This window comes from Gluconobacter cerevisiae (assembly GCF_015244675.1).
Taxonomy (GTDB): Bacteria; Pseudomonadota; Alphaproteobacteria; order Acetobacterales; family Acetobacteraceae; genus Gluconobacter; species Gluconobacter cerevisiae.
Genome location: NZ_JABCQO010000009.1, coordinates 77,694 through 101,274, shown reverse-complemented (window position 1 = coordinate 101,274; position 23,581 = coordinate 77,694). Strand labels below are relative to the sequence as shown.

Below are 23,581 nucleotides of genomic sequence, written 5' to 3'. Positions count from 1 at the left end.
ATTTCATCAGGAAAGCGGGTAACCTTCATGGAGGTGCCCGCTTTCTGCATTTTGGAGAGCGATCCGGGGATGTCTCTGGTCTATCAGGCGGGAACGCTGAACACCACGGCACTGACCGTGCCAAATCTTTATGTGCAGATTGCCCAGCCGCAGACGCTGGCCCTCTCGGGTGCGTCGTCTTCGGTGTTGGGGATTGTGGGAACCGCTGGCTGGGGCCCGGTGGGGATGCCGCTGCCGATCGGGGGCATGAGCGACTATATCGCGGCGTTTGGCGCCAAGCAGAACAAGACGACGGATGCGGGGCTGGCGGTCAATATCGCCGTGATGCAGGAAGCGTCGACGTTCGTGGTTGTTCGGGTGACGGACGGAACGGATGTGGCGGCTTCCGGTGCGCTTGACGGGGTGACGATTCAGGCTGTCTGCACTGGAAGTGCGGGTAATGGCATTGTTGCCGCAGTGACGGCTACGGGGTCCGGCTATGCGCTTGCAGTGACGCATGCCGAGCTGGGTTCAAGGACTTATGCCGGTGCGGAATGGTCCGGGATTGCCGCTGCTGTGGCGCAGGATCTGAGTGCGCTCGTGAAGGTTGTGTTGCCGGAAACGGTGCCGGCTGTTGCGGCTGCGAGTGTGATGCTTTCAGGCGGAACGGATGGTGGCGTTCCGACCACGGCGCAGTTCCTGGGTCAGGACAGCACGGTCCGGACGGGCATGTATGCGCTGCGTGGGCAGGGATGTGCCGTCGGACTGCTGCATGGTGTGTCGGACAGTACGTCCTATACGGCGCAGGCAGCGTTCGGAACGTCCGAAGGGGTCTATATGATCGCCGTGGGTCCTGCCGCGGATACGGTGACGAATGCGATTGCGGTCAAGGCATCGAGTGGTCTGGATGCGGCGTCGGTCAAGCTCATGTTCGGGGACTGGCTGTGGTGGAATGATGACAGCAATGGCGTGATTCTTGTGAGTCCGCAGGCATTTGCGGGTGGCAGACTGGCCGCACTTTCACCTGAACAGTCCAGTCTGAACAAGGCGCTGTCGGGGGTTGTGGGAAGCCAGAAGGCCGGTCTGACGGGAAGCAGTGCGACATATTCCACGGCGGAACTGTCCGTGCTGTTTACGGCTGGAATTGATGTGATCTGTAATCCGGCTCCGGGCGGAAGTTACTGGGCGGTACGGTGTGGACATAATTCGTCCAGCAAGAGCACCATGAATGGCGATAACTACACGCGTCTGACAAACTATATTGCGTCTTCGCTTGCAGGCGGCATGGGTGGTTATGTCGGCGAAGTTATTAACGACACGCTGTTCAGCGATATTCGCTCGACGCTTCTGGGTTTTCTGTCGTCTCTGCTGTCTCAGGGTATTCTGGGCGTTCAGAATGGTGAATTACCCTACAGTGTGATCTGTGATTCGAGCAATAATCCGCAATCCCGCACGGCGCTCGGGTATGTGCAGGCGGATGTGGCTGTTCGATATCAGGGCATCAACGAGAAATTCATTGTCAATCTGCAAGGTGGCGCATCTGTCACTGTATCGTCTGCTTCAGGGAGTGTCGGCTAAATGGCAAATCCATACAGCATTGGCCGGGATTGCCGGATTACGGTTCTGTGGAATGGTCAGCGGGTGGATCTGAGGGATGTGACGTCTTTCAGTGCGGCTCAGGAAACGCATGCTCTGCGTGCTAATCCGCTGAATGGTGTTCCGCTGGAATTCAATGTTCCGAATGGCTGGCGGGGAGCGTTCCAGATTGCCCGGGCCAATGCGGCGTTGGACAATCTGGTGGCGGCTGTGGAAGCTGCCTACTGGAATGCGGGGACGGTCGGAAGCGGGACGATCTACCAATACGTTACGGAACCGGATGGTTCGACGAGCACATGGGAATTCAGCAATGTTTCCATGCAGTTGAAAAGTGATCCCTGGCAGGCGGATCATATGATCCATCAGACGGTTCAGTTCTTTGCTTCTACGAGGACAAAGATTTCGTGAGTGATTTTCCGCGGGAAATTGTTCTGTCAGATAAGCGCCGTCTGACGTTGCGCGAGATTGATCCGGCGGACATGCTGGATCTGATCGAAGCGGCGGGAAGTGCGATCAATGGGGCTTCGGCGACTGCGTGGCTGGGCTATGCGGAAATGATCTGTTCCGTGACGGCGATTGATGATGTGCCGGTTCAGATGCCGCAGAGCAAGGACGAAATCCGGGATCTTGCGCGGCGTGTCGGAAAATCTGGGATTGCTGCGCTGACGCCGCTTTTTGAACGTGATGCGGATGAGGATATCCGGGACGTCGCAAAAAACTGAGTCGGCACTCCGGGTTTCAGGAGATGCTTTATCTTCTGGATCACGGGGTGCCGTGGGATGTTTTGCGGGGGTGGTCAGGGGCGCGGCGTCTGGCTGCGTGTGTCATTACCGGTGAACGGGAAGGACACTGTTTTGACTGGGAAATGATGCGGTATCAGGGAGAGATATGATGCGGGAGGACATCTGGCGGAATATTCTCTTGGTCAGGACATTTTTCGGTCAGTCTGCCAGTGGGATGCTGCGAAGGGGGGCGCTGGTTTCGGCTGTGCCCCGTTTGCGGAAATCGGGATGGGCGACGACGCTTCGTGCCCGAAGACCTCCGGGGTTTGCGGTCAGGATGGCGCATTCCGGAAGTCGGGAAACGTCCAGTACTCGGAGCGTGCCCGGCGCAGGGAAGCCGACGGGGTCGCGGTATGGGGCGCTCTTTTCAAAGCGGAGAGAGCCTCAGGTTTCAATGCCGCGCTCTTTTTCTGTCCGATCTGTTGTTGCTCTTGTCGGGAATAAAGGGCGGATTAAGAGAGTATCTGCCCTTCCGGTTTCTTCGCGGCAGAGGTCTCAATTGCGTGTTGAAGAAGATCAGTACGTTTCTAAAAAGAAACGAATTGATCTTGATTTCGGACGAGGCCTGTCATCGGAAAGACGGGCGGGCGTGCTCAAAAAAATATCCCATTCGAAGCCTGTGAGACGTGTGGGGAGTGATGTGCATTCTGAGATTCGTGGGGTGGCGAGGGCGTCTGGAAAGTCGCTGTTTGTGCCGCCTCCTCGATCTTTGCCTTTGACCGAGGAAGCATATGGAACGATCGGGCGGGAACAGAATTCGCAGCATGTTTTTTCAGGGGCTCGACCATATCACGATACTGAAGTTGTGAATGATCGTCTGGAGCATGAGGTGAGGAGCGGGGATTTTCTGCTGGGTCATCGTGATGCCCGTTTGGCGGCGCGTCGTTCTGGCGGAGGTGTGGATGAGATCATGCAGCCTCAGTATCCCGGTCGCAGTATCGGATTTTTCTGACAGAGGAGATGTTCCCTGATGGGTATTGGCCTTTCTGACATAGAAAATGCCATTGGCGCTGTGGGGCGTTTGGGGGCGTCGTCGCCTGTCATACTGGGAAATCTGGTTCTGACGGGAATTGAGGTTCCGGACACGCTGCAGGTTGGCGGTCGTCAGATGCTGGTTGTGCATCGTTTGCCAGGTGGTGGGCGGGTTGTGGACGCGCTGGGCAACGATCCGGGGCGGCTGGAATTGCGTGGGCGTTTTCTCGGTCCTGACGCGCAGAGGCGCGCGCAGGCAGTCGAGCGTATGCGCATGGCGGGACAGCAGGTTGCTTTCTCGGCGGCGGGTCTTTCTGTACAGGTATGGATTGCGCAGTTCACTTACGTCTATCAGGCGAAGGGGGCGGTCTGTTCCTATAAGCTGGTTCTTGAGAGGCCTCAGGAAACGACGTCCGTTCAGAGCCTGTCGACTCTGTCCGGTTTGCTGGGAGATGACGTCGGGAGTGCTCTCGATAGTTTTTCCGGGACCGTTTCGGGTATCTCCGAAGGTGTCTTTACGGCAGCGGGGCAGGTGTCTTCGGTTGTCGGGCAGGTGATGCCGCTGGCCAGTCTGGTTGGTGCAGGCGGTTTTGCTTCGAAAGTCACGGACGCACTGGGGACGATTAATGGCGTGGCGCAGAGTGGGATGAATCTCGCGACCGTTCCTTCTGCACTGGCGTCTGTTGCTGGGGGGCTGCAAAATGCGGGAAGTGGTTTGCAATCTATTATTGCCGGGACGGGACAGAATGTTGAGGCCATCCAGCCGGTCAACAGTGTTTCGCTAAAGACTCTGGGTCAGAATGCAGCGCTTCTGAGTGCGGCGGCGGATGCGGGGGGACTGGTCAACCGGTCTGCGGCGAATATTGCGCTGGCTCAGGGGCAGGAGACGGCTTTGCCGTCGATTTTCGCATGAGGGAATGATGCAGGATATTATTGTCAGTGCTGCGGATATTTCCCTGTTTCATGTGGCGGCGCGTGAACTTGGAGATGCATCCCAATGGTGGAGAATTGCGCAGGTTAACGGGATGATTGACCCGGATCTGGGCAGGATTTCTGAGACGGTTGTTCTGAAGGTTCCGTCGGTTGAACCTGATCTGGTGTCCGGCCTGCCTGATGGAGCATTGGAATGAATGTCAGAAACCTGGAGGTTCAGGTTCTTTTTGACGGGCGGGTCGATCCTGTTCTGGCGCTTATGCAGTTTGAAATCGATGCCAGCCGTTATGAGGCATGCGATGTTGCTACTCTTCGTCTGGCTGTTAGAAAGCAGGGAACAGAAAAGCCATGGTTCGAGGCGGAGCAGCCTGCGCGAAAATGGGTGACGCTTCAAATGCGGGATACCCAGAATATTGCGGCAGCCTGGACGACGCTATTTCAGGGGCGTCTTGATCATATCGACTATGTGGCTGAGCATTCCATTCTGGAGATGGAATGTCGCGATGCGTTGGCTGCGTTAATGGATCTGCGTGTTCAGGATGGATGGCTCAACCATACCCAGCAGGAACTGCTGGAAATTATGGCGCAGGCGGCGGGGCTTGAGGCGCAGATTACGTTGCCTTCGGATCAGGCGACGTTGATGGCGGGTCAGTTTTGGCAGATTGAGCATAAACGGGGTGCTCTTATGGGGCAGCACCGTTTTCAGACTGCGGCGGATCTGGCGTTTACGATCGCAAGGGATGCGTTCTGCGATCTTTATGCCGAGGGAACCTCTCTTGTCTGTCAGCCGCTGGGGTCTGCTTCGGACAAAAGTGCGCAGGTGACGGATATGCGTCAGGCGGTTCTTGAGACTGGAATTGCGCGCGATTTGCAGTTGCTGGCGGGTGTGGTCGTTCATATGGCGTCGTGGGATTCCCGGCAAAGAAGTACGACTCACGTCTATTACGATGGTGTTTCTTTTTCTCAGGATGCACCTTCGGGAAATTCTACCATTCATACATTCCGTGTTCCCGGACGTCGGCTGGAAGACTTGCAGAGGCTGGCGCGGGGAAAACATGCTCGCATTGCTGCTCATGCATTGTCTGTCCGAATTAAAATTCCTGGAATTATCGGAGTTTCGCCACGGAATTTCATGACCGTGGCGGTGGGAAATGGTGAGAAAACCCTGGGGATCGATCAGGTTCTCTCACGCTTTTCCGTAGAGCATGGATTTGTGCAGCATGTCGTTCTAAGGGATCGGGGAGGTGAGGCATGAATGATGCACGTTTTGATGCGGCCGCTTTGCAAGGTCGAACGTCACATACGATGTTTGGGATCGTGTCTGCCGTTGATCCGGTCAATCATGCCGTCAAAGTCCGCATTCAGCCTGAAAACATAGAAACAGGCTGGATTCCGGATTCGTGCGGTGTGCATGCAGGGGATTTGCGGATTGCACGTCCGTCTTCTCCGGGAACCCATGTTGTGTTGCAACCGATTGAGGGAGACGGGGAGCATCTGGTCGTGACGGGAAGTGTGTACGACACGGTAGTTATGGCGCCTCTATCTCCTTTGACCGGCAAGGTGGCGCAGCCTGGAGAACTTCTCGTCAAAGGCGGGTGTGGTCTTCCGCCGTTGTCTGCTTCCGGAAAAGTTGGTGCATCGTCTTCCGGTGCGGGCTGGTTACATATTGGTCTGGATGGTGTTGCGGTGGGTGCGGGTAATGCGTCTTTTGTTATCAAAGACGGGACGATAATTCTTTCTGTTGGTGGAACGGAAATGACGCTGACATCTGCCGGACTGACACTTTCGGGGGGGGATATTCGCACCGATCAGCATTCTCTGAATGAGCATATTCATCTGGCAGGAAGCCAGAAAACGGGAGGGCCGCTTGGATGATCGCTTTTTCGCATGTTTTCGGGAATGATCTGGTTCTGTCCGCCGGAGGGCTTCAGACAGTTTCGGGATCGGAGCTTACGAGGCAGGGATTGCTGAGGCGTCTGCTGACGGTTGCGGGAAATTACGTCTGGCAGCTCGATTATGGAGTGGGGCTTCCGCTCATGGTGGGGCAGGTCATTGCTCCGGAAGCCATGGAATCTGTCATCCGGACGCAGGTCCAGGAAGATGCCAATGTGGACTCTTCACAGGCCGTGAGCGTGACCGTGACGGATGAGGGGCTTGGCATCTGCAGATGTGATGTTTCCTATGTCGACGCCGGGTCCGGCCAGCAGCAGAGCCTGTCTTTTTCCTACTGAAATTACGAGAGCGGCACGGTATTAAACCGCTCCAAGAGGATGCGATGTCTCTCTCCCTACGTTCCTTTTCCACGATTGTTTCTACTGCAGTGACAACGGCTCAGGCATCCTGTTCCCAGTTGCTGGACGTTTCCATCGGTTCTCCCGTTCGGGCCTTGATGGAGAGTGTAGGCGGTGTTGGTTTGTGGTTGCAGTATCTGGTGTTGCAGTTACTGTTACGGACCCGATTGTCGACATCTACTGGGTCGGACTGCGACAGTTTTGTCTATGATTTTGGCATGAGCCGACTGCCTGGTACGGCAGCGACAGGTGTTGTGACGTTTACCTCCTTCATGGCTAGCGAGCAGTCAGCGGTTGTTCCTCCCGGAGTGATCGTGCGGACAGTAGGAGGGATTTCCTTTGCGGTGACGCAGGACCAGACTTTGCCGACATGGTCTGCATCTGCGGGAGGTTATGTGCGTGCGGCCGGTGTTTCGACGCTATCGGTCCCTGTGTCGTGTCAGGTGATCGGATCGGTCGGAAATGTTTCTGTTGGTGCACTCTGCCTAATGGGAACGGCGGTTGCGGGCTTGGATACGGTGACGAACGGTGCACCTTTTCTGAATGGTTCCGATCAAGAAACGGATAGCCAGTTAAGATCACGCTTTCCGCTCTGGCTGGCGGCGAAAGCCTCCGCCAATCGGGCTGCGATCGGTAATGCCATTGTCAATGTCCAGACGAATCTGAGTTATTCACTGCGGGATGGTCTTAATACGGTAGGGAATGCGCGGAGCGGTTATTTTACGGCTGTGGTGAACGATGGAAGCGGCGTTCCTTCAGACCAGCTTTTATCGACTGTCTATGATGCCGTTGATTCTGTGCGGGCTCTTGGGGTCGGCTTTGCTGTGCAGGCGCCACAGGATTTGACGGTGAATGTGTCCATGGATGTCGTGGTGCCTTCCTCTGTTCCGGTTCAGCAGGCCGCGAGCACCATCCGATCGGTTGTGTCCAAGGATATTGCTTCAATGACGGTGGGTGATGGTTATCCGTACAGCCGCCTGTCGTATCTGGCTTATGCCGGTGCGGGCGTTAGCGTGACGTCTGTTCTGAATGTTCGATTGAATGGCGGGCAGGCTGATATTCCCGCAAATGGCAATCAGGCTCTCATGGTTGGAAGTATTCAGATCAATGTCACTCAGGGTTGAGGGGGTGAATTCTGAACTATTGGGTCGGATGAGGAATTTTCATGGCTGTATTTAACACATATCCCAAACTCGACTCCCTGACAGGGGAAGAAGTTGTTGTTCTGGCGGATTCCAGCGGCACAAGAACCGTTACTGCGACGGTCTCGCAGATTATTGAGGCGCCTGTTAGTGTTACGGCAAGCGGTCAATTTTATTCGGACAAAGGCGCACAGGTAAAGCGGTTTGCGGATCGGCTTCTGGTGGGTGTTGCAGCCGACAATCCCACTCTGAGTGACAGGGCCAGTTCATCGCAGGATGACTGGCTTTCAGAAACCATGGGGGCAACGTCGATTGGTCCCTGGGCGTTGCAGGATGCCCAGTGTGCGTCCCTTGCCCAGTTTGGCAACAGTGCGTTTGTTGCAGGGTCGCGTACATCTGATGCTGTGACTGGTAAAGCGCTGCTGGGCTTTCAGCCGAGTTCCATCGGGGTGGCGTCATGGGGGGTTTCCGATGACACGTCCAGTCCGACAACCACGACCGCTTATGCTTATTATGGCGAAGCGTGGCGTCTTGCTGGAGTGAATTATCAGCCGACTTTCGGAATGGAACTTGAGGCTGTCAATTTTGGTGGCCTTGCAGTGGGACAGTCGACGCCTTATGCGCCGAATGTTGGCGGTGGTGTGTACGGTATCCAGCTTGGTGCGGGTGGTGGCCAGACATCGGGCACTTCCGATGCAGCAGCAGGTATGGTGTTCGTTTCTAATCCGAATTCATGGCAGGTGGGTATTGTTTTCGGTGCCCAGTCTCTGACCGGAACTGATGGCAAGGATTCCGGATACGCATCGGCTGTTTCTCTTGCGCGCAACCAGGCTTTGGAGTGGCATACGCCGGAAACCGTTTCCGGTGTGGCCGGGTCTAATGTCGGAGCTTTTGTCCGCTCCACCGTGACGGAACGTACCAACGGTATGCGTCAGGAATTTACGGATAACGGAATCCTGTTTGGCAATATCGAAGGTGAGACGCTGTTCTCGGTTGCTAGTATGCCCAGCCCGACCAATGCGCTTCAGGTTCAGGCTGGCGCTGCAACACAGGCGGCGGGCCTGTATGTGCAGGAAGGGACAGGTGGATCCGGCAATCTGGGTCTTTTCCCAGCGAGCGGCGGGGAGCTGCAGATTACGTCTCCAGTGACGGGAACGGGTGGGACGATGCCGACTGTTGCCAATGGGGGGTTTCTGCATATCAACATCAATGGTGCTGATTATCGTATTCCGCTGATGGCTCCAGACCAGGTCGGGGGGTGATGGGATGGCGGTTCTCTACGATGAAGACAAGGACATCATCCGTGCTTCTGATGGGAGCGTTTTACTGGATACGGGGCCAGCTCCGGGATCGGTAGAGGATTTTGCCGGGCGGTTCCGACGTCTTTTGCCGACAGGGTGGTTTCCGCCGGAACCTCAGGGCCTGGAAGCAGAATCCGCACCGGTGCTGGCGGCGATTTTGCGCAGTTTTGGTACTGTTCTGGCCGAAATCTGGCAGTTGATGCAGCAATGTTCCCTGCAGATGCGTTTTGCGACGATGAGCGGCGCTTTTCTGGATATGGCTGCCGAAGATTATTTCGGTGACGGTGGATTGGTCCGTCAGGCATCCGAGCCGGATGTCGTGTATCGCAAACGCATCCGTGCTACGCTATTTGCCGAACGCAACACACGGCAGGCCGTAACGAATGCGCTTGTCGCGGCGACGGGTGTGCAGCCAGTTATTATCGAACCCCTGAACGCGTCCGACTGTCATGCTCTTGCCTGTGCGTCGCTTCCTGCCATGGGCGGGGGCTACGGTTATGGTGCGCAGGCCCTGCGTTACGGCAGCCTTCAGGGTGGTCAGTTTTTTGTAGAAACGAAGTTGGGAAAAGCCGCAGATCTGGCAACAGTCTGCCGTGTTGTCGATCAGACGGCAGCCATGGGCGTTACCGGCTGGATCAAGGTGAAAAATTAATGGATCGGGCCATCGTTTATGCGGGATCAATCCCGCTTGATACGGATCTTCTGCGCGCAGGGCGCTACACCAAGGCGGCGTTTGGTAATCTGGCGTCCATGCTTTACGGACCGAATGTCATGGCGGCGTCAGGGCTGGGGTGTTCGGCGTCTTATAACAGCCTGAACCTGACGATTGAAGCAGGTTCGATTGTCGCTCCTGGTGTCATGGATGTTGCGACTATTGGTGGAAACGGTGGTGGCCTTGGAGCGGATACGACCGCTCTGACATGCCAGTATATCAGCACGATACCGCAGACCATTACTCTGCCCGGCACAGGCAATACTTACACGATTTATGCTCGCTGCTCCGAGCAGGATGCTGATCCGACGGTGCTTCCGTTCTTCAATGCCAGCAATCCGTCCCAGACACAGGCTGGCATTCAAAACGGCGGCGGCGCGCTGCCTGTGCGCCGGACTGGCGTTATTTCCCTTGTCGCTGCGACCAACCCTCCCGTTCCTCCGGCGGGTGGATGTGTTGTGGCGCTTTACACGATTACGGTGCCGCAGGGTGCATCTACTTTGGCGGGTGTAACGGCTCAGCCGGGGCAGGTATTCTGGCCAACCATTCCTGAATTGGCCACGCAGGCGCTTCTAAAGGCGTCCACCGAACCCATGACTCTCGTGACCGGGAATGGTTCGGTCTCCATCCCGGCCTGGGCGTCGAGGGTGGAGTTGCGGGTTATTGGTGCTGGTGGTGGTGGTGCTGCTTCGCAGGCGACAACCACCGTCAGTTCGTTTTCTGGTGCCGGTGGTGGCGGTGGCGGGGATGCGTGGGGCATTTATGCCGTCAGTCCGACGCAGGGCACCGGACTGGCGATTACGGTCGGAAATGGCGGCGGCTCCGAACAGACGGGTGGTACGTCTCTTGTCAGCTATCTCGGACAAACACTTTTGCAGGCCGAGGGTGGACAAGGCGGAACGTTCTATTCCACGACGGGATCTGCGGGTGGAGTTGGTGGGAACGCATCGGGTGGTACCGTTTGGAACCAGAGCGGAACGTCCGGTGGTGACGGGCAGTGTAACGCCTACACATTCTCAGGTTATGGAGGCGACGGCCCTTGGGGTGGTGCAGGGCGTTGCGGCAATCAGGGCGGCCGGAATGCCACCCGTTATGGCGCGGGCGGCGGCGGCTCCTATTCAGCGGCGACCGACGGCGCCTCGTCCAGTGGGGGGACGGGGTATCAGGGTTGTGTTCTCTACCGTTTCCTGCCGTGATGGGTTCAGTTCAGCGCAGGGGTGTCATCCGGCATATCAGACGGTGGCATGCTTTTGCTGAACTGTTTCACATCTTCCGCCGAAACAGCGGAGGCGTTGTTTCCCCATGCGTGGCGGATGAACGTCACGACATCGGCAATCTGCTGATCGGTCAGCTTGTGGTTGAACGCAGGCATCGTGAAGGAAGAGGGCGCGGCGGTCATGGAAGGAAGTGTCGCGCCAGCCTGAACAATATGAACGAGCGACACCGGGTCGGTCTGCATCACGACGGGATTGCCCGCCAGTGGCGGAAAGACGGCAGGATATCCCTTGCCGTCCGTACGATGGCATGCGGCGCAGCGATCAATATAGACGCGGGCACCCCTCAATGAGAGATCGGCTTTGTGAAGCTGGTCCGTAATGGTGGAGTCGTATGTCCAGGGTGTCTGTGACTGGTCGGCCGCCTGAAGACTTTTAAGGTAATGCGCAATGGACCGCAGGTCCTCATCCTTCAGTTTCTGTGTGCCATGTAGAACGGCAGATGTCATGGAGCCGAAGACACTGCCGGTTTCGGCGCGGCCTGTTTTGAGAAAGGCTACTATGTCCTCTTCACGCCACCGGCCCAGTCCGGTCCGGTTTTCCTGACGCAGGGACGGAGGCGTCCAGCCATCCACTACGCCCCCGCCAGACAGATAAAGACTGCCACTATCGGCTGTCAGGGCTTTTTCCTGCATGGTAATGGCGCGTGGAGAATGACAGGCCCCACAATGGGCAGGTCCTTCCACGAGATAAGCACCTCGCGCCAGTTGGGGATCGGTGAATTCTCCGGCGGTCCGGGATATGGCCGTGTGAAGCGTGGGCGCGAAGACCCAACGCCAGACTGCCAAGGGCCAGCGCATGGATAGCGGCCACTTAATCTCGTTGTCCGGCGTCGGAACAGAAGCCGCTGGAACACCTTTCCTGAAATAGACAAACAATGCGTGAATATCGCTGTCTGTCATCCGGGCATATGAGGGAAATGGCATGGCGGGATAAAGGGTTGAGCCATCCCGGCGAATGCCTTCCCGCACTGCGCGGCTGAACTGTGCTTCCGTATAATGTCCGATGCCGTGTTCGGGATCGGGTGTGATATTGGTGGAGTAGATTTTCCCCATAGGGAGAGAAAATGATACTCCTCCGGAATATTCAGGTTTTCCATGAACGGAGTGGCAGGCCGCGCAGTCAGAGGCGGCTGCCAGGTAACGTCCTTTTTCCAGAGTGGCTGTGTCAGCATCTTGCGCGATCGCAGATCCCGTCAGCCCTGCTCCGAGAATGATGGCGACAAAGAGAGGTCCCTTCATGCTTTCACCAGCGGACCAGGGGATTTGAGATATGTCGTCCGAATGTGGTGTGCAGCCCAGTATGCGAGCGCAGCTACCATTCCCGTCGGGTTGTATCCCATACCCTGCGGAAACGCATTCGATCCGATGACGAAGACGTTGGACACATCCCAGCTCTGAAGGTAACGGTTGAGCGCGCTGGTCTGTGGATTATCTCCCATGATGGCACCGCCTCCCAGATGTGTGGTCTGATAGGTGCGCGTGTCGAAGGGCTGACCCGCATTGAGATGGACCAGATTCATTTTCGTCGCCCCCATGGCGCGGGCGATGGGTTCGATCTTGCTCACGACATACTGGTTCATGCGGATGTCGTTGTCCTTCCATGTGAAGGTCATGCGGAGCAGCGGCTGTCCGTAAGCGTCTTTCCATGTAGGATCGAGATCCAGATAGACATCCCGATACGCCATGTTGCTGCCATGGGCGTCGATACCGAGCGAATGCTTGTAAGTATTGACGAGGGAGTCTTTGTAGGCGGAACCCCAGCGTGGCGTGCCTCCCCCTCCGGCGCCGAGTGCGGCCGCAATGGGCTTTACGCCCGCCTGATTGACCCAGACAGGCGATCCCCCCACAAAACCGAGCGGCCCGTGATCGAAATTCATGCTGTTGAAATCATCAATGGCAACTCCGGCGCCACCGGCCCCTACAAACTGGTTGGTATAGGTCGAGGGCGGCAGCCAGACGCGTGAAGACGTGATCGTCTGATAGACGAAATTGCGTCCGACCGTTCCGGTATTGCTGACAGGGTCGTAGGGTTTTCCGATGCCCGAGACCAGCATCAGATGAACATTATTAAACTGAAACGCTCCCAGAATGATCAGATCTGCCGAGAGCGAGTGTTCTTTTCGGGTTTTCGTGTCCAGATAGGTGATGCCGGTCGCTTTTGTTTTCGTGCTGTCGAGATCGACGCGTAGAACATGGGCGTTCGGGATAAGGGAAAATCTTGGCTCCTGCCGCAGGACAGGCAGAATGTTCACGTTGGGCGAGGCTTTTGAATACAGGTAGCAGTCATACCCGCTGCAATAACCACAGAAATTGCATGGCCCCATCTGGCAACCGTAAGTATTGGTATATTGCCGTGATGCATTGGCCGCAGGAAGTGAGTAGGGATGATACCCGGCATTTTTCGCGGCATCCCTGAAAACCGATGCTGAGAAAGTATCTTTCATTGCGGGGAGTGGAAAGTTATCGGAACGATCCGAAGAAAAAACATTCCCGTTTCCGACAATTTTTCCCTGAACCCTGTAAGCTTCTCCTGATGTTCCGAAAACCTTTTCAGCTTTGTCGAAGAAAGGCTCAAGCTCTTCATAGCTGACGCCATAATCCTGAAGGTTCATGCCTTCAGGAATAAATTTCTCGCCATATCGTTCGATCACGGCGCTTCGGAGCCTCAGGTCCTCAGGTGCAACGCGGAAATGGACACCAGACCAGTGAAGGCCCGCACCGCCGACGCCTTCGCCGGGCAAAAATGCCGCGAGCTGTCGGTACGGCAGGGCCGTCTGGTCGATGGTATTGCGGATCGTCACGGTCGATTGGGATAGATTCTGGAAAAGTCGTTTGCGGATGGCTCCACGCAATTCATCAATGGATTCCGGGTAAGCCCCTTCGACAGGCGTCGTTCTTTCTGATCCCCGCTCAAGCATGACGACCGATAGACCGGCTTCGGTCAGTTCCTTGGCCATGATCGAGCCAGCCCAGCCTGCCCCCACAATGATCGCATCAACATGTTTGACCATCAGGCAGTCTCCCCGGAAATGGAGACCGGACCGATGGGGTAGGACGCTCCTTCCTGATTGACCCAGTCCATGAAGTCTGCCCGTGCGCCGGGAAAGCCCAGCATGATCCAGCCCCCAAGGCCGCGATTGCCACCGTAAAGCGGGTCAGCAAAAGCGCCTTCAAGTGTGTTGGTCCGAAGCTGTTCGAAAAAAACCCGTCCGGGGATGTCGCCGAGCTGCACGGAGCCACCCTCCAAGGCTGTCAGGATTTCATCCTGCTGTAAAGCGGACAGAGCCGCAAATCCCTTCCCGTATTGCTGGCGGGCATAGCGTTCCACGCCTGCAATCCCTTTGCGATACAGATCTTTGGGAACGAAAGGGAGCTGGTAACCCAGATTGGCTGGCCCCTGTTCGAACGGGCCGGACATGTACCAATTCTCGCCCCGTGCGTATGGGGTCTGCATCTGCCGGTCCAGAAACTCCGCGACACCGAGCGTCTTTGCGCCCGGGCCGTTATGGTCGGCGGGAAACAGACGTTCGCAGGCGGCTTCGAGGAACTGATATTCCGCAATGTCGAAAAAAATCGGTCGATAGGGTTGGGCCGCTTCATCCGCCAGAGCCTCGCTCCAGCGGGCATTTCCCGACGCCAACCAAAAAGACGTAGTTCCCAGAAGTCCTTTCACGACACTGCGGCGGCGTGGAGCGTTCAGTGTCGGTTCCATGGGGGGCACAGCTTTCTCCGGGGATAGAACCAAGGGGCATAGAAGAATCTGGAAATGGGTGATTTACAAAACCTATTCCCTAACGAAGACGGACGAAGGCCGCCAGCCGCTCGTTCATCACAACATGACGAGAGGTTGGAACCCGCTGGAGAATTTTAGTGGGTTCCGGAACTGGCCGTTGAAGGAAGTTGCAGGGTTCCGGGCTGGGGCGAGCGTTGAACAGTTGCGGGAGTGGTTGTCGTGTCGGTTTCCGCGCCTGTCGGGAAAATGGCGTCCGGAGCGCTGGAGGCCGCAACAGACGTTGCGGTTTTCGCGGGAACAGGAGAAGCCGTGTCCGGTGTGGTCAACGCCGGCGTTGTGGGTGCAGCCACCGGCTGTGCGCCCGGAACGCCCAGTGCCTGCTGCTGTACGCCTCCATTGACGATCGGCGTCCCCGCAGCATCCGTCATCCAGGACAGGAGCTTTTTGCGGATCTGGAATTCCAGTTCCACATTCATGTCCTGCATCATCTGGTTGGTGAAGGTGTAGAGTTCCCTGCGGGATGTCGGATCTCGGTCTCCGGCGTCCAGCTTCCGCGTGATTCGTGCATGCACGAATCCGGCATGCTGGTTGCCGGCATCAGCAACATTCAACTGCACGTCCATGGCCCCCGTCACCGCATTGTCGCCTGCGCGGTTCAGATAAGCCTGCTTGATGATGAAGTCCGCCTTGCCCGAGGTTCCGCTTGCGACCAGACGTTGCCCGGCCATGTTCTTAAGTGCCTGATCCGGCGCGATCGGCGCCTTGGCCGACAGCGAATCCGGTGCAGCGGGCGCTTCGTCCTGAACGTCGATCGAGGCTACGTTCAGATGGATCGGGGAAAGGTAGCTGTAATCAATCGGAGGAAATGCTTCGTCCGCAGTCCCGCCCGAGCACGCAGTCATGCCCACAGACAGCATCAGAGCCCCCAGACCAGTCCAGTAGCGTATGCGCATATTCTGTCTCCTGAAGACGTTACCGACGACTGAAAAGGGACTTGATCCGGCTTTTCAGTCTCTGTCCAGATGCTGGAGGATGAGAAGTCGGGAGCGATTGCTCTGCCGGGATGAAAGAGGAAACCGATGTGGCGGAGGATGATTGTGAGGCTTCGTCCGGAATATTCGGGCGAAAACCAGAAGCCTGTCCGACACCGAAATCTTCTGCTCTGAAAGGGCGGGCCGCCCGGATCAGCGATTCATGTTCGGGATGACGGGCATACCAGCCCAAAATCAGCCCCGGAATCATCGCGGCTGCGGGATCATCACTGACCAGTAGCGGAGCGTCAGGATAGTAAAAAGAAGGACGCAGAGCCGGAAGGGTTTCGTTCCAGATCAGATAAAAGACCGTATCGGCGTCCTGAAAGCGGCTTACGCTGAATGAGCCCATCTTAAAGGCGATCTGGGCCAGAAGCGGGAGCGCCGTGAAGGGGGACGAGACGATCAGCGGACCGTGACCCCGCTGGGCCGCCAGCAGGGCTGCGATCCGGTTCTCACCGATCTGTCGCCCGTTCGGGCAGGGGAGCGCTTCACCGCTATCGGCATGACCCGACGGCAGAAGAAGCGTATGTGGCGCAAAGCCTCCGAGCCAAGAGCCTGACAGTTCGTTGACCGCAATTTCAGGCAGTGCGCCGCAGGACGGCCCAACCTGCGGAGGGAGCGGAGCTCCCAGTACCCCGGTCGCCAGCGGCCAGAATACTCCGTCCATTGCCACCAGAAGACGCTGCCGGACGGATTCATCGAGCGTTAGAACATGGCTCGCGCGGTAGTCGTCCCCTTCAAGCCACCAGCAGGCCTGTTTGCCGGTCGCGTCCTCTTTAAAAACCACAACGCTGAATTCATCCGCCACACTATCCCGACTGCTCGGACTCCAGCCGGGATAAAGCTGCTCGACCGGAAAGCCATCGAGCTTCACGCCATCAAGCAGGGGGAGCGTCATGCAGTCCGTTCTCCAAGTTCACCGCGTGCAAAGCGGAAACCGACATTGCAGAATTCACAGTTCATCGTGATGGCGCCGTTTTCAACCATGTGATCAAGATCGTCCTCCGGGAATGTCTCCAGAACGGACGCCAGCCTTGCCCGGTTGCATCGGCAGCCATAAGCTAGCGCGCGTGGTGTCCCGACACGGACGTCCAGCGTGCCGAAAAGCCGCTGGATCAGGCGTTCGTTGGACAGGTCCGGGTCAAGGACTTCCTGCTCCGTCACTGTTGCGGCCAGCGTACAGGCGGTTTCCCAGGCGTCTTCATCCTGTTCTGAGGCCTCGATCCCGCCTTCTGCCGCGATCCGTTCCAGAACAAGCGCTCCAGCCTTCCATCCATCCGCCGATTTCGCACAGAACAGCCGGATCCAGCAGTCATGCTGCTCGCTGGTCTGGAAATAGTTCACGGCCATGTCTGCCAGCGTCGTGCCGGTCAGATCCACGATGCCCTGATGCCGGTCCATATCCGGCCCCTGATCGATGGTGAACGCCATATAGCCGTCCCCCAGAAGGCCCTTGGCCGTCTCAGGAAGGGCGTCCCGGTCTGCATCCTCGCGCAGACGCGCGAAGAACCGCAGATCTCCGCTGTCCGTCGCGTCTGCCACGAGCATGGAAACCGGGCCATCGCCTTTGATCTGGAGGGAGAAAGCCCCCTTGAATTTCAGGGCCGACACCATGGCCGCCACGAGCGCCAGTGCCTCCCCCCCAAGCTGCGAGACCGCATCGGGATTATCATGCCGTGACAGGATGGCATCTGCCAGAGGCCCAAGCCGCACCAGACGCCCCCGCACCGGAGAGCGTTCCAGATAAAAGGGTGTGACGCCGCCTGAGACGACCATGTTCGGAACGTCAGGCCGGTTCATGTCCAGGAAGGGTGGCGTATCCATCAGTCGTTTTCTTTCCCAAGGGCCCAGAGCAGCAGGCCCTTCTGCGTGTGCAGGCGGTTTTCCGCCTCATCAAAGACAACAGACGCCGGGCCTTCAAAGACCTCCGACGTCACTTCTTCTCCGATATGGGCAGGCAGGCAGTGCAGGAACAGGGCATCAGGCGCGGCTTTTGCCATTAGCGCCGTATCGACCTGATAGGGCTGGAACACTTTGAGGCGGGTTTCACGATCCTTGTCGCCCATGCTGACCCAGGTATCCGTCAGGACGGCATCGGCTCCGGCTACGGCTTCCGCAGGGTCGTGGAAAACCTCGATCGTCGCACCATGAGCCTGTGCCCATGCTACGGCTTCCGGGTTGGGCGCAAACTCTTCCGGCGTTGCGAGGCGGACATTGAAGCCCAGCAGGGCCGCGCCTTCCATCAGGGACGTCGCGACATTGTTGCCGTCGCCGATCCAGGCCAGCGTCTTGCCGCGGATCGGCCCGCGATGTTCTTCGAACGTCAGAACATCCGCCAGAATCTGGATCGGATGAGAAACAGGTGTCAGGCCATTAATAACCGGAACCGAACTCCACCTCGCCAGTTCGCGTAGATTGGCGTCATTCCCGGTCCGCAGAACGATCACGTCCAGAAAGCGCGACAGAACGCGGGCGGTGTCGGCCACCGTCTCGCCCCGGCCAAGCTGCATGTCGCCCGGTGAAAGCACCGAAACGGACCCGCCAAGCTGCCCCATCCCGACCTCGAACGACACGCGCGTCCGGGTGGAAGGCTGGGCGAGAATCAGGCCGAGGGAGCGACCTTCCAGAGGACGGTCCGGATGCAGGGGCTGACGGCGCCCGTTCTGCATGGCTTTGACCTTCGCCGAAAGGTCGATGATCTGACGAATGGTTTCGGGGCTGAAATCGCGCAGATCCAGAAAGTGCCGGGGGGCTGTTGTCGCGCTCACGAGGCTTTCTCCTGCATGGCAGAGGCTTTCAGGGACAGGGCGGCCTTCACCAGTCGCTCGCACGCTTCACGACACTCGGCTTCCGTCACGACCAGAGGCGGAACGAGACGCAGCACATTGTCTCCCGCGCCTACGGTCAGAAGGCCCTGATCCAGAACGGCCTGCATGACATCAGCGACAGGCGGCACGCAGTGCAGTCCGCGCATCAGTCCAAGCCCGCGGACATTGTCGAAAACGCCTTCCGAACGGCTGACAACATCTTCCAGCATTTTGCCGAACGCATCCCCAACCGTGCGGACATGCTCCAGAAAACCGGGGCTCAGGATTTCTTCCAGAACGGTCACACCGGCTGCGCAGGCCAGCGGATTGCCGCCAAAGGTCGTCCCGTGGGAGCCCGGTGTCAGGTGCCGCGCCAGTTCTTCCGTCGCAAGCACGGCACCAAGAGGGAAGCCGCCGCCAATGCCCTTGGCCACCGAAATCACGTCCGGACGGATGCCATACCACTCATGCGCGAACAGCTTGCCTGTGCGTCCAACGCCGGTCTGGACTTCATCAAAACCCAGATACAGCCCGTATTCGTCACAGACGGCGCGCAGACCTTCCATGAACTCGCGGGTTGCAGGCTTGATGCCGCTCTCGCCCTGAACAGGCTCGACGATAATGCCCGCCGTGTGCGGCGTAATGGCCTCACGCAGCGTGTTGGTGTTGTTAAACGGCGCATGGTCGAACCCTTCCACCACAGGGCCAAAGCCCTTCTGATAGGCGGGATTGCCCGTCGCCGAGATCATGGCGAGCGTCCGGCCGTGGAACGCCCCATCAAAACACAGGATGCTGGTCCGTTCCGGGTGCCCGTTCTCGAACTGGGCGCGGCGGATCATCTTGACCATGCCTTCATTGGCTTCCGCGCCCGAATTGCAGAACAGCACGGAATCCGCGAACGTGTTCTGCACCAGCAGTTCCGCGAGCTTTTCGGCCTGTGGTACCCGGTACAGGTTCGAGACATGCATGACCTTTGCGGCCTGTTCCGCAATGGTCTTCACCAGTTTCGGATGGGCATGTCCCAGCGAGGTCACGGCAATTCCGGCCCCGAAATCCAGATATCGTCGCCCGTTCGTCGCCGTCAGCCAGACGCCTTCGCCCTGCTCGAAAGCGAGGTCGGCACGTTTGTAGTTCGGCATCAGCGCGGGGATCATGATGGATCTCTGAATATCTGGTTGAAAACGAAACGGTTCATGCGGAATCGCAAAACCCTGCTCCGGTTGCCCGGAGCAGGGCTTCAAATTCCGCCAGCGCATAGTGAAGGGCAGAATGGGGTTCCGTCAAACCCCGGCGTGCCGGAATGTCGCGGTTAACCCGGCTGATCAGACCCGCTGATACAGCAGATCCCGCGCCAGCCAGCACCCGACCCGTACCGCCGTTACGCTCCCGCCCTGCCGTTCGAACGCCAGTGTCCAGTCTCCGGGAGCCGTATGATCCAGTGCGCGCGGGCAGGGCAGAACCCACACATCCTTTGCCAGACGCTGAAGCATTTCCATCCGTCCATCGCCCAGAATTCCCGAAAAGCCGCCATAAACCACGCCGCCTGCCAGTGTGATGGTGACTTCGGCCTCGTCCAGTTCCTCGCAGCGATAGACGCCCGCCAGTTCAGCAATATCCTCGCCGGGCGTTTCGTCGCAGCGGGTGAGGATGCTCGTCCGGTTTTCGCTCGGACGCTCCACCACGACTTCCGGCCCTTCCGCAGTCTCCTGCGCCTTCACCACAACCGATCCGGCTTCGGCCCGCGCTGCCGAAACCCCTTCCAGAAGCTCCGGCACCATCAGATAGCGCAGCGTTGCTCCACCGGGGGCAGGTTCGATTCGGGCCGACAGTCCCGTCTCCTGCTCCAGATAGGTCCCATACAGCGCGGTCGGAGGCTGCGTGTTGCGGTCCGGCTCGTATGGAACACCCAGAGCCGCTGCCAGAATCTGCGCCGCCGCAACCTGTGCCGCGCTCATGTGATTGAACATCACCACGACTGACAGACGCTCGGACGCGACATGCAGCCGATGGGACCGCCAGCCTCGCAGCGCGCCGCCATGCATCGTGACGTCCCGCCCGAACATCGTGCTCCGTTGCAGACCGAATCCATAAGGCGCGGCCTGACCGTCGCTGAACGTCACCGGTGCGGTCAGACGCCGGTACAGACTGTCCGCCGCGTCGCGGGTTTCATCAATGAACCGCTCCCAGGCGATCATGTCGTCCAGAGATGCCCCAAGCCCGGCATCCCCCGTCCAGATGACATTGTTGACCGCCGGACGGAAGCCGCTCTCCACGGTGCCTTCATAGCCGACTGTCCCATCCGGCATGGCACGCGTATCGGCGGCCAGAATGGCGCGTTCCATGCCAACCGGATTGAAGATCGACGTCTGGAGCAGTTCGGCGAAGCTGCGCTCCGTCCGGTCCTGAAGAATATCGGAAATCAGCCGAAAATTCTGGTTCACATAAGAATAGGACGTGCCGGGCTGGAACTGGAGCGTCCGCGTTCCTTCAATGACGCGCCGGGCCTCGCGGTCCCCGAAATCCCCTTCGATGGGCGCGCCATGCAGCATCGCTACAGCCCAGTAGTCCCGCAGGCCGGACTGGTTATGCGCCAGATGCAGCATTCCCGGCGAAGGCTCGTCGAGCTGCGGCAGGCGCGCATCCACATCCGCGTCCAGCTCCGACGGATCGTCATACAGATCGAGCAGCGTGCCGCAGGTGAACTGCTTGGTGATGGAGCACATGCGAAACAGTGTGGACGGCGTAAACGGAATGCGACACTCCACATTCGCATAGCCCCAGCCATGCCGGATCAGAACCTCGCCGTCCTTCAAAACGGCCACGGCACCGCCGGGGCCGGGAAAGCGGGCAGGGAGGGCGGAGACGGCCGCTTCAAGACGGGTAAAAAGTGAATCGCTCATGGATGGAATGATGGCTCCAGACCGTCTTGCCGTAAATGCCTTTCACCCGGCATAATTGTCCCATCATGGAGGACAATCCCGCCCCGCCCCCCGTTCCGGATGCCGCGTCCCTGCGTGAGGCCGCGCTGGCGCATCTCGCCCGCTTCGCCACGACCGAGCAGGGCCTGCGTCAGGTGCTGGACCGTCGCCTGCGCCGTTGGGGCGTGCGTGCGTCGCATGCCGGTCTGCCGAACGAAGATATCGAATCCGCCATTGCTGCCCTGCGCCCTGCCATAGACGGAATCGTCGCGTCCATGACCGATCTGGGCGCCGTGGATGACGCAGGGTTTGCACGCAGCCGTGCCGCCAGCCTGACCCGCACCGGTCGATCCCGTCGTGCTGTGGAAGCGCATCTCGCCAATAAGGGCGTCGATCAGAACACTGTCCGAGACGCCCTCAACGACTCGCTGGGCGAACGCTCGGACAGCAGTGCACGGGAGGCGGAACTCGCTGCGGCTCTCGTTCTGGCCCGCAAACGCCGTCTCGGTCCGTTCCAGCGACCCGACCGCGAAGACGATGATCCCCTCAAGACCCTTGGAGTCTTTGCCCGGAACGGTTTTTCCCGCGATGTTGCGCAGAGCGTGCTCGACATGGACCCTGATGAGGCGGAAGACCGCATCATCGCTTTTCGGAGTCTGTGAGCATGACATCCCGCTTCCTGCCGCTCGGTCTTCTCGTGATGCTCGCGGCCTGTGGCAACCGCTACGAATACAGCCGCGCCAGCTTCAACGGCCCGCTGCAATGCGCGCCCTACGCCCGCGAACGCACCGGCCTGAAACTGAGCGGAAGTGCGGCTTCATGGTGGGGGCAGTCCAGTGGACGCTATGCCCACACCCATACGCCCCGTCCCGGAGAAGTGCTGGTTTTCCGCGCCACATCCCGCGTTCCGAGCGGCCATGTCTCCATCGTGCGCCGCCAGGTTTCGGACCGTACAATCCTCGTCGATCACGCCAACTGGGAACCGGGCCGCATCGACCATGCCGTGCCCATTACGGATGTGTCCGCCCGTAATGACTGGACGCTGGTGCGGGTCTGGTGGATGCCTATCCATGGTTTGGGAAAGCGCGCTTATCCGACTTACGGCTTCATATCATCTCATGACAGTGACGATGCTTCCTGAGAGGAATGCTTGCACAATCGTTCAAGCCTTGCCACATGATGAGACCTCGGGTGGATCCCTCGCTTTTCGGAGTAACACACTATGGGTAGCATGAGCCCCGTTCACTGGCTGATTCTGGCGGTTGTCCTGCTCGTCGTGTTTGGCGGCGGCGGTAAGATCAGTGGCCTGATGGGAGACTTTGCGAAGGGCATCAAGTCCTTCAAGAAGAACATGGGTGAGGATGAATCCATGACCACGACGGATGCCCCGCAGGCTCCGGGTCATATTTCGCCGCCGAACCAGAATCCCGGCTACAGCCAGACGACCAGCAGCGAAACGCACCGCAATCAGGTCTGATGCAGACTCTCACGGTTGATGAAAGCTGGGGCAATACCTGCCGCCAGATAGTAAGCGCTGGCCAGCGGCTGGACCAGCGCGGCTGGGTCCCGGCCACGGCAGGCAACCTGTCGTGCCGCCTGCCGGATGGCAGGATCGTCATTACGCGCTCGGGTGGACATAAGGGTTTCCTGACGGACAGCGACGTCATCGAAATTACGCCGGACGGCGTGCCGGTCGATCCCGCCAACCGCGCCAGCGCGGAAACCCTCCTTCACACGCAGCTTTATGCCCATGATCCCGCGATTGGGGCCGTCCTGCATGGTCATTCCGTTGCCGCGACCATCCTGTCCATGGATGAGCCGTCTGACGCGATCACGCTGGCAGGCTACGAGGTCCTTAAGGTCTTCGAGGGCCAGACGACCCACGACACAAGCCTTGAGCTGCCCCTGTTCCACAACGATCAGGACATCGCGCGTCTGGCTACCGTCGTCGCGCCCAAACTTGCGGATATGCGCCTTGGCTATCTGATCCGCGGTCATGGCGTTTATGTCTGGGGCAAGGACATGTTCACGGCTCTGGCGCGCCTCGAAGGACTTGAGTTCCTGCTGGCCTGCGAACTCGCCCGTCTGCAGAGAAAGGCCTGATC

The 23,581-nt window shown here is 58.5% G+C and carries 26 protein-coding genes; 17 read left to right on the top strand and 9 right to left on the bottom strand.

Going from position 1 to position 23,581, the window contains the following annotated elements:
• Positions 1-69: 69 nt before the first annotated feature.
• The 13 genes from HKD21_RS11130 (at position 70) to HKD21_RS11070 (ending at position 10,904) form a co-directional block, all read left to right on the top strand.
• Positions 70-1,557: a phage tail sheath protein gene (locus tag HKD21_RS11130; RefSeq protein WP_194255801.1), complete on the top strand. Its 1,488-nt coding sequence runs from the start codon at positions 70-72 to the stop codon at positions 1,555-1,557.
• Positions 1,558-1,983 carry a hypothetical protein gene (locus HKD21_RS11125; protein ID WP_062108428.1) on the top strand — a complete coding sequence of 142 codons (426 nt, stop codon included), beginning with the start codon at positions 1,558-1,560 and terminating at the stop codon, positions 1,981-1,983.
• Positions 1,980-2,297 carry a hypothetical protein gene (locus HKD21_RS11120; RefSeq protein ID WP_194255764.1) on the top strand — a complete coding sequence of 106 codons (318 nt, stop codon included), beginning with the start codon at positions 1,980-1,982 and terminating at the stop codon, positions 2,295-2,297. Before HKD21_RS11125 ends, HKD21_RS11120 begins: the two co-directional genes overlap by 4 nt.
• Positions 2,298-2,856: 559 nt before the next feature.
• Complete coding sequence (locus tag HKD21_RS11115; RefSeq protein ID WP_194255763.1) at positions 2,857-3,309, top strand: hypothetical protein; 453 nt, start codon at positions 2,857-2,859, stop codon at positions 3,307-3,309.
• Between the two features lie 18 nt (positions 3,310-3,327).
• Complete coding sequence (locus HKD21_RS11110; RefSeq protein ID WP_194255762.1) at positions 3,328-4,242, top strand: hypothetical protein; 915 nt, start codon at positions 3,328-3,330, stop codon at positions 4,240-4,242.
• Positions 4,243-4,246: 4 nt separating this feature from the next.
• Positions 4,247-4,459 carry a hypothetical protein gene (locus tag HKD21_RS11105; protein WP_228121377.1) on the top strand — a complete coding sequence of 71 codons (213 nt, stop codon included), beginning with the start codon at positions 4,247-4,249 and terminating at the stop codon, positions 4,457-4,459.
• Positions 4,456-5,517, top strand: a complete 1,062-nt coding sequence (locus tag HKD21_RS11100; protein WP_194255761.1) for a hypothetical protein — start codon at positions 4,456-4,458, stop codon at positions 5,515-5,517. The genes HKD21_RS11105 and HKD21_RS11100 overlap by 4 nt, the downstream gene beginning before the upstream one ends.
• On the top strand, positions 5,514-6,137 hold the full coding sequence (locus HKD21_RS11095) for a baseplate assembly protein (protein WP_194255760.1): 624 nt from the start codon (positions 5,514-5,516) through the stop codon (positions 6,135-6,137). The genes HKD21_RS11100 and HKD21_RS11095 overlap by 4 nt, the downstream gene beginning before the upstream one ends.
• Positions 6,134-6,493 carry a phage tail protein gene (locus tag HKD21_RS11090; RefSeq protein WP_194255759.1) on the top strand — a complete coding sequence of 120 codons (360 nt, stop codon included), beginning with the start codon at positions 6,134-6,136 and terminating at the stop codon, positions 6,491-6,493. Before HKD21_RS11095 ends, HKD21_RS11090 begins: the two co-directional genes overlap by 4 nt.
• A gap of 44 nt (positions 6,494-6,537) precedes the next feature.
• Positions 6,538-7,677 (top strand): baseplate J/gp47 family protein, encoded by a 1,140-nt coding sequence (locus tag HKD21_RS11085; RefSeq protein ID WP_194255758.1) that lies wholly within the window; start codon positions 6,538-6,540, stop codon positions 7,675-7,677.
• A gap of 41 nt (positions 7,678-7,718) precedes the next feature.
• A complete protein-coding gene (locus HKD21_RS11080; protein WP_194255757.1) occupies positions 7,719-8,957 on the top strand; it encodes a hypothetical protein in 1,239 nt (412 codons plus the stop codon).
• A 4-nt stretch (positions 8,958-8,961) separates the two neighbouring features.
• Positions 8,962-9,648 (top strand): hypothetical protein, encoded by a 687-nt coding sequence (locus tag HKD21_RS11075; protein WP_194255756.1) that lies wholly within the window; start codon positions 8,962-8,964, stop codon positions 9,646-9,648.
• Entirely contained in the window at positions 9,648-10,904 is a 1,257-nt protein-coding gene (locus HKD21_RS11070; protein WP_194255755.1) for a glycine-rich domain-containing protein, read from the top strand. Before HKD21_RS11075 ends, HKD21_RS11070 begins: the two co-directional genes overlap by 1 nt.
• A 5-nt stretch (positions 10,905-10,909) precedes the next feature.
• Here HKD21_RS11070 and HKD21_RS11065 read toward each other — a convergent pair whose 3' ends face one another.
• The 9 genes from HKD21_RS11065 to HKD21_RS11025 all read right to left on the bottom strand — a co-directional run bounded on the left by HKD21_RS11065 (position 10,910) and on the right by HKD21_RS11025 (position 21,458).
• Entirely contained in the window at positions 10,910-12,223 is a 1,314-nt protein-coding gene (locus HKD21_RS11065) for a cytochrome c (protein WP_194255754.1), read from the bottom strand.
• A complete protein-coding gene (locus HKD21_RS11060; RefSeq protein ID WP_407646568.1) occupies positions 12,220-13,995 on the bottom strand; it encodes a GMC family oxidoreductase in 1,776 nt (591 codons plus the stop codon). The genes HKD21_RS11065 and HKD21_RS11060 overlap by 4 nt, the downstream gene beginning before the upstream one ends.
• The gene (locus HKD21_RS11055) at positions 13,995-14,705 is read right to left on the bottom strand and encodes a gluconate 2-dehydrogenase subunit 3 family protein (RefSeq protein ID WP_322782931.1); all 711 of its coding nucleotides are present in this window, start codon (positions 14,703-14,705) and stop codon (positions 13,995-13,997) included. The genes HKD21_RS11060 and HKD21_RS11055 overlap by 1 nt, the downstream gene beginning before the upstream one ends.
• 146 nt (positions 14,706-14,851) lie before the next feature.
• The gene (locus tag HKD21_RS11050) at positions 14,852-15,670 is read right to left on the bottom strand and encodes a hypothetical protein (RefSeq protein ID WP_194255752.1); all 819 of its coding nucleotides are present in this window, start codon (positions 15,668-15,670) and stop codon (positions 14,852-14,854) included.
• Positions 15,671-15,689: 19 nt separating this feature from the next.
• Positions 15,690-16,649: a hypothetical protein gene (locus HKD21_RS11045; protein WP_194255751.1), complete on the bottom strand. Its 960-nt coding sequence runs from the start codon at positions 16,647-16,649 to the stop codon at positions 15,690-15,692.
• The gene (gene hslO, locus HKD21_RS11040) at positions 16,646-17,575 is read right to left on the bottom strand and encodes an Hsp33 family molecular chaperone HslO (protein ID WP_194255750.1); all 930 of its coding nucleotides are present in this window, start codon (positions 17,573-17,575) and stop codon (positions 16,646-16,648) included. The genes HKD21_RS11045 and hslO overlap by 4 nt, the downstream gene beginning before the upstream one ends.
• Positions 17,575-18,519, bottom strand: coding sequence for an ornithine carbamoyltransferase (argF, locus tag HKD21_RS11035; protein WP_194255749.1), 945 nt, complete (start codon positions 18,517-18,519; stop codon positions 17,575-17,577). The genes hslO and argF overlap by 1 nt, the downstream gene beginning before the upstream one ends.
• A complete protein-coding gene (locus HKD21_RS11030) occupies positions 18,516-19,712 on the bottom strand; it encodes an aspartate aminotransferase family protein (RefSeq protein WP_194255748.1) in 1,197 nt (398 codons plus the stop codon). Before HKD21_RS11030 ends, argF begins: the two co-directional genes overlap by 4 nt.
• 168 nt (positions 19,713-19,880) lie before the next feature.
• Positions 19,881-21,458: a D-aminopeptidase gene (locus HKD21_RS11025; protein ID WP_194255747.1), complete on the bottom strand. Its 1,578-nt coding sequence runs from the start codon at positions 21,456-21,458 to the stop codon at positions 19,881-19,883.
• 65 nt (positions 21,459-21,523) lie between these two features.
• Between HKD21_RS11025 and HKD21_RS11020 the strand changes: the two genes are divergently transcribed.
• The 4 genes from HKD21_RS11020 (at position 21,524) to HKD21_RS11005 (ending at position 23,579) form a co-directional block, all read left to right on the top strand.
• Positions 21,524-22,138 carry a regulatory protein RecX gene (locus HKD21_RS11020; RefSeq protein WP_194255746.1) on the top strand — a complete coding sequence of 205 codons (615 nt, stop codon included), beginning with the start codon at positions 21,524-21,526 and terminating at the stop codon, positions 22,136-22,138.
• A 2-nt stretch (positions 22,139-22,140) separates the two neighbouring features.
• Complete coding sequence (locus HKD21_RS11015) at positions 22,141-22,617, top strand: CHAP domain-containing protein (RefSeq protein WP_194255745.1); 477 nt, start codon at positions 22,141-22,143, stop codon at positions 22,615-22,617.
• A gap of 81 nt (positions 22,618-22,698) precedes the next feature.
• Positions 22,699-22,953, top strand: coding sequence for a twin-arginine translocase TatA/TatE family subunit (locus HKD21_RS11010; protein ID WP_194255744.1), 255 nt, complete (start codon positions 22,699-22,701; stop codon positions 22,951-22,953).
• Positions 22,953-23,579, top strand: coding sequence for a methylthioribulose 1-phosphate dehydratase (locus tag HKD21_RS11005; protein ID WP_194255743.1), 627 nt, complete (start codon positions 22,953-22,955; stop codon positions 23,577-23,579). The genes HKD21_RS11010 and HKD21_RS11005 overlap by 1 nt, the downstream gene beginning before the upstream one ends.
• Positions 23,580-23,581: the final 2 nt, after the last annotated feature.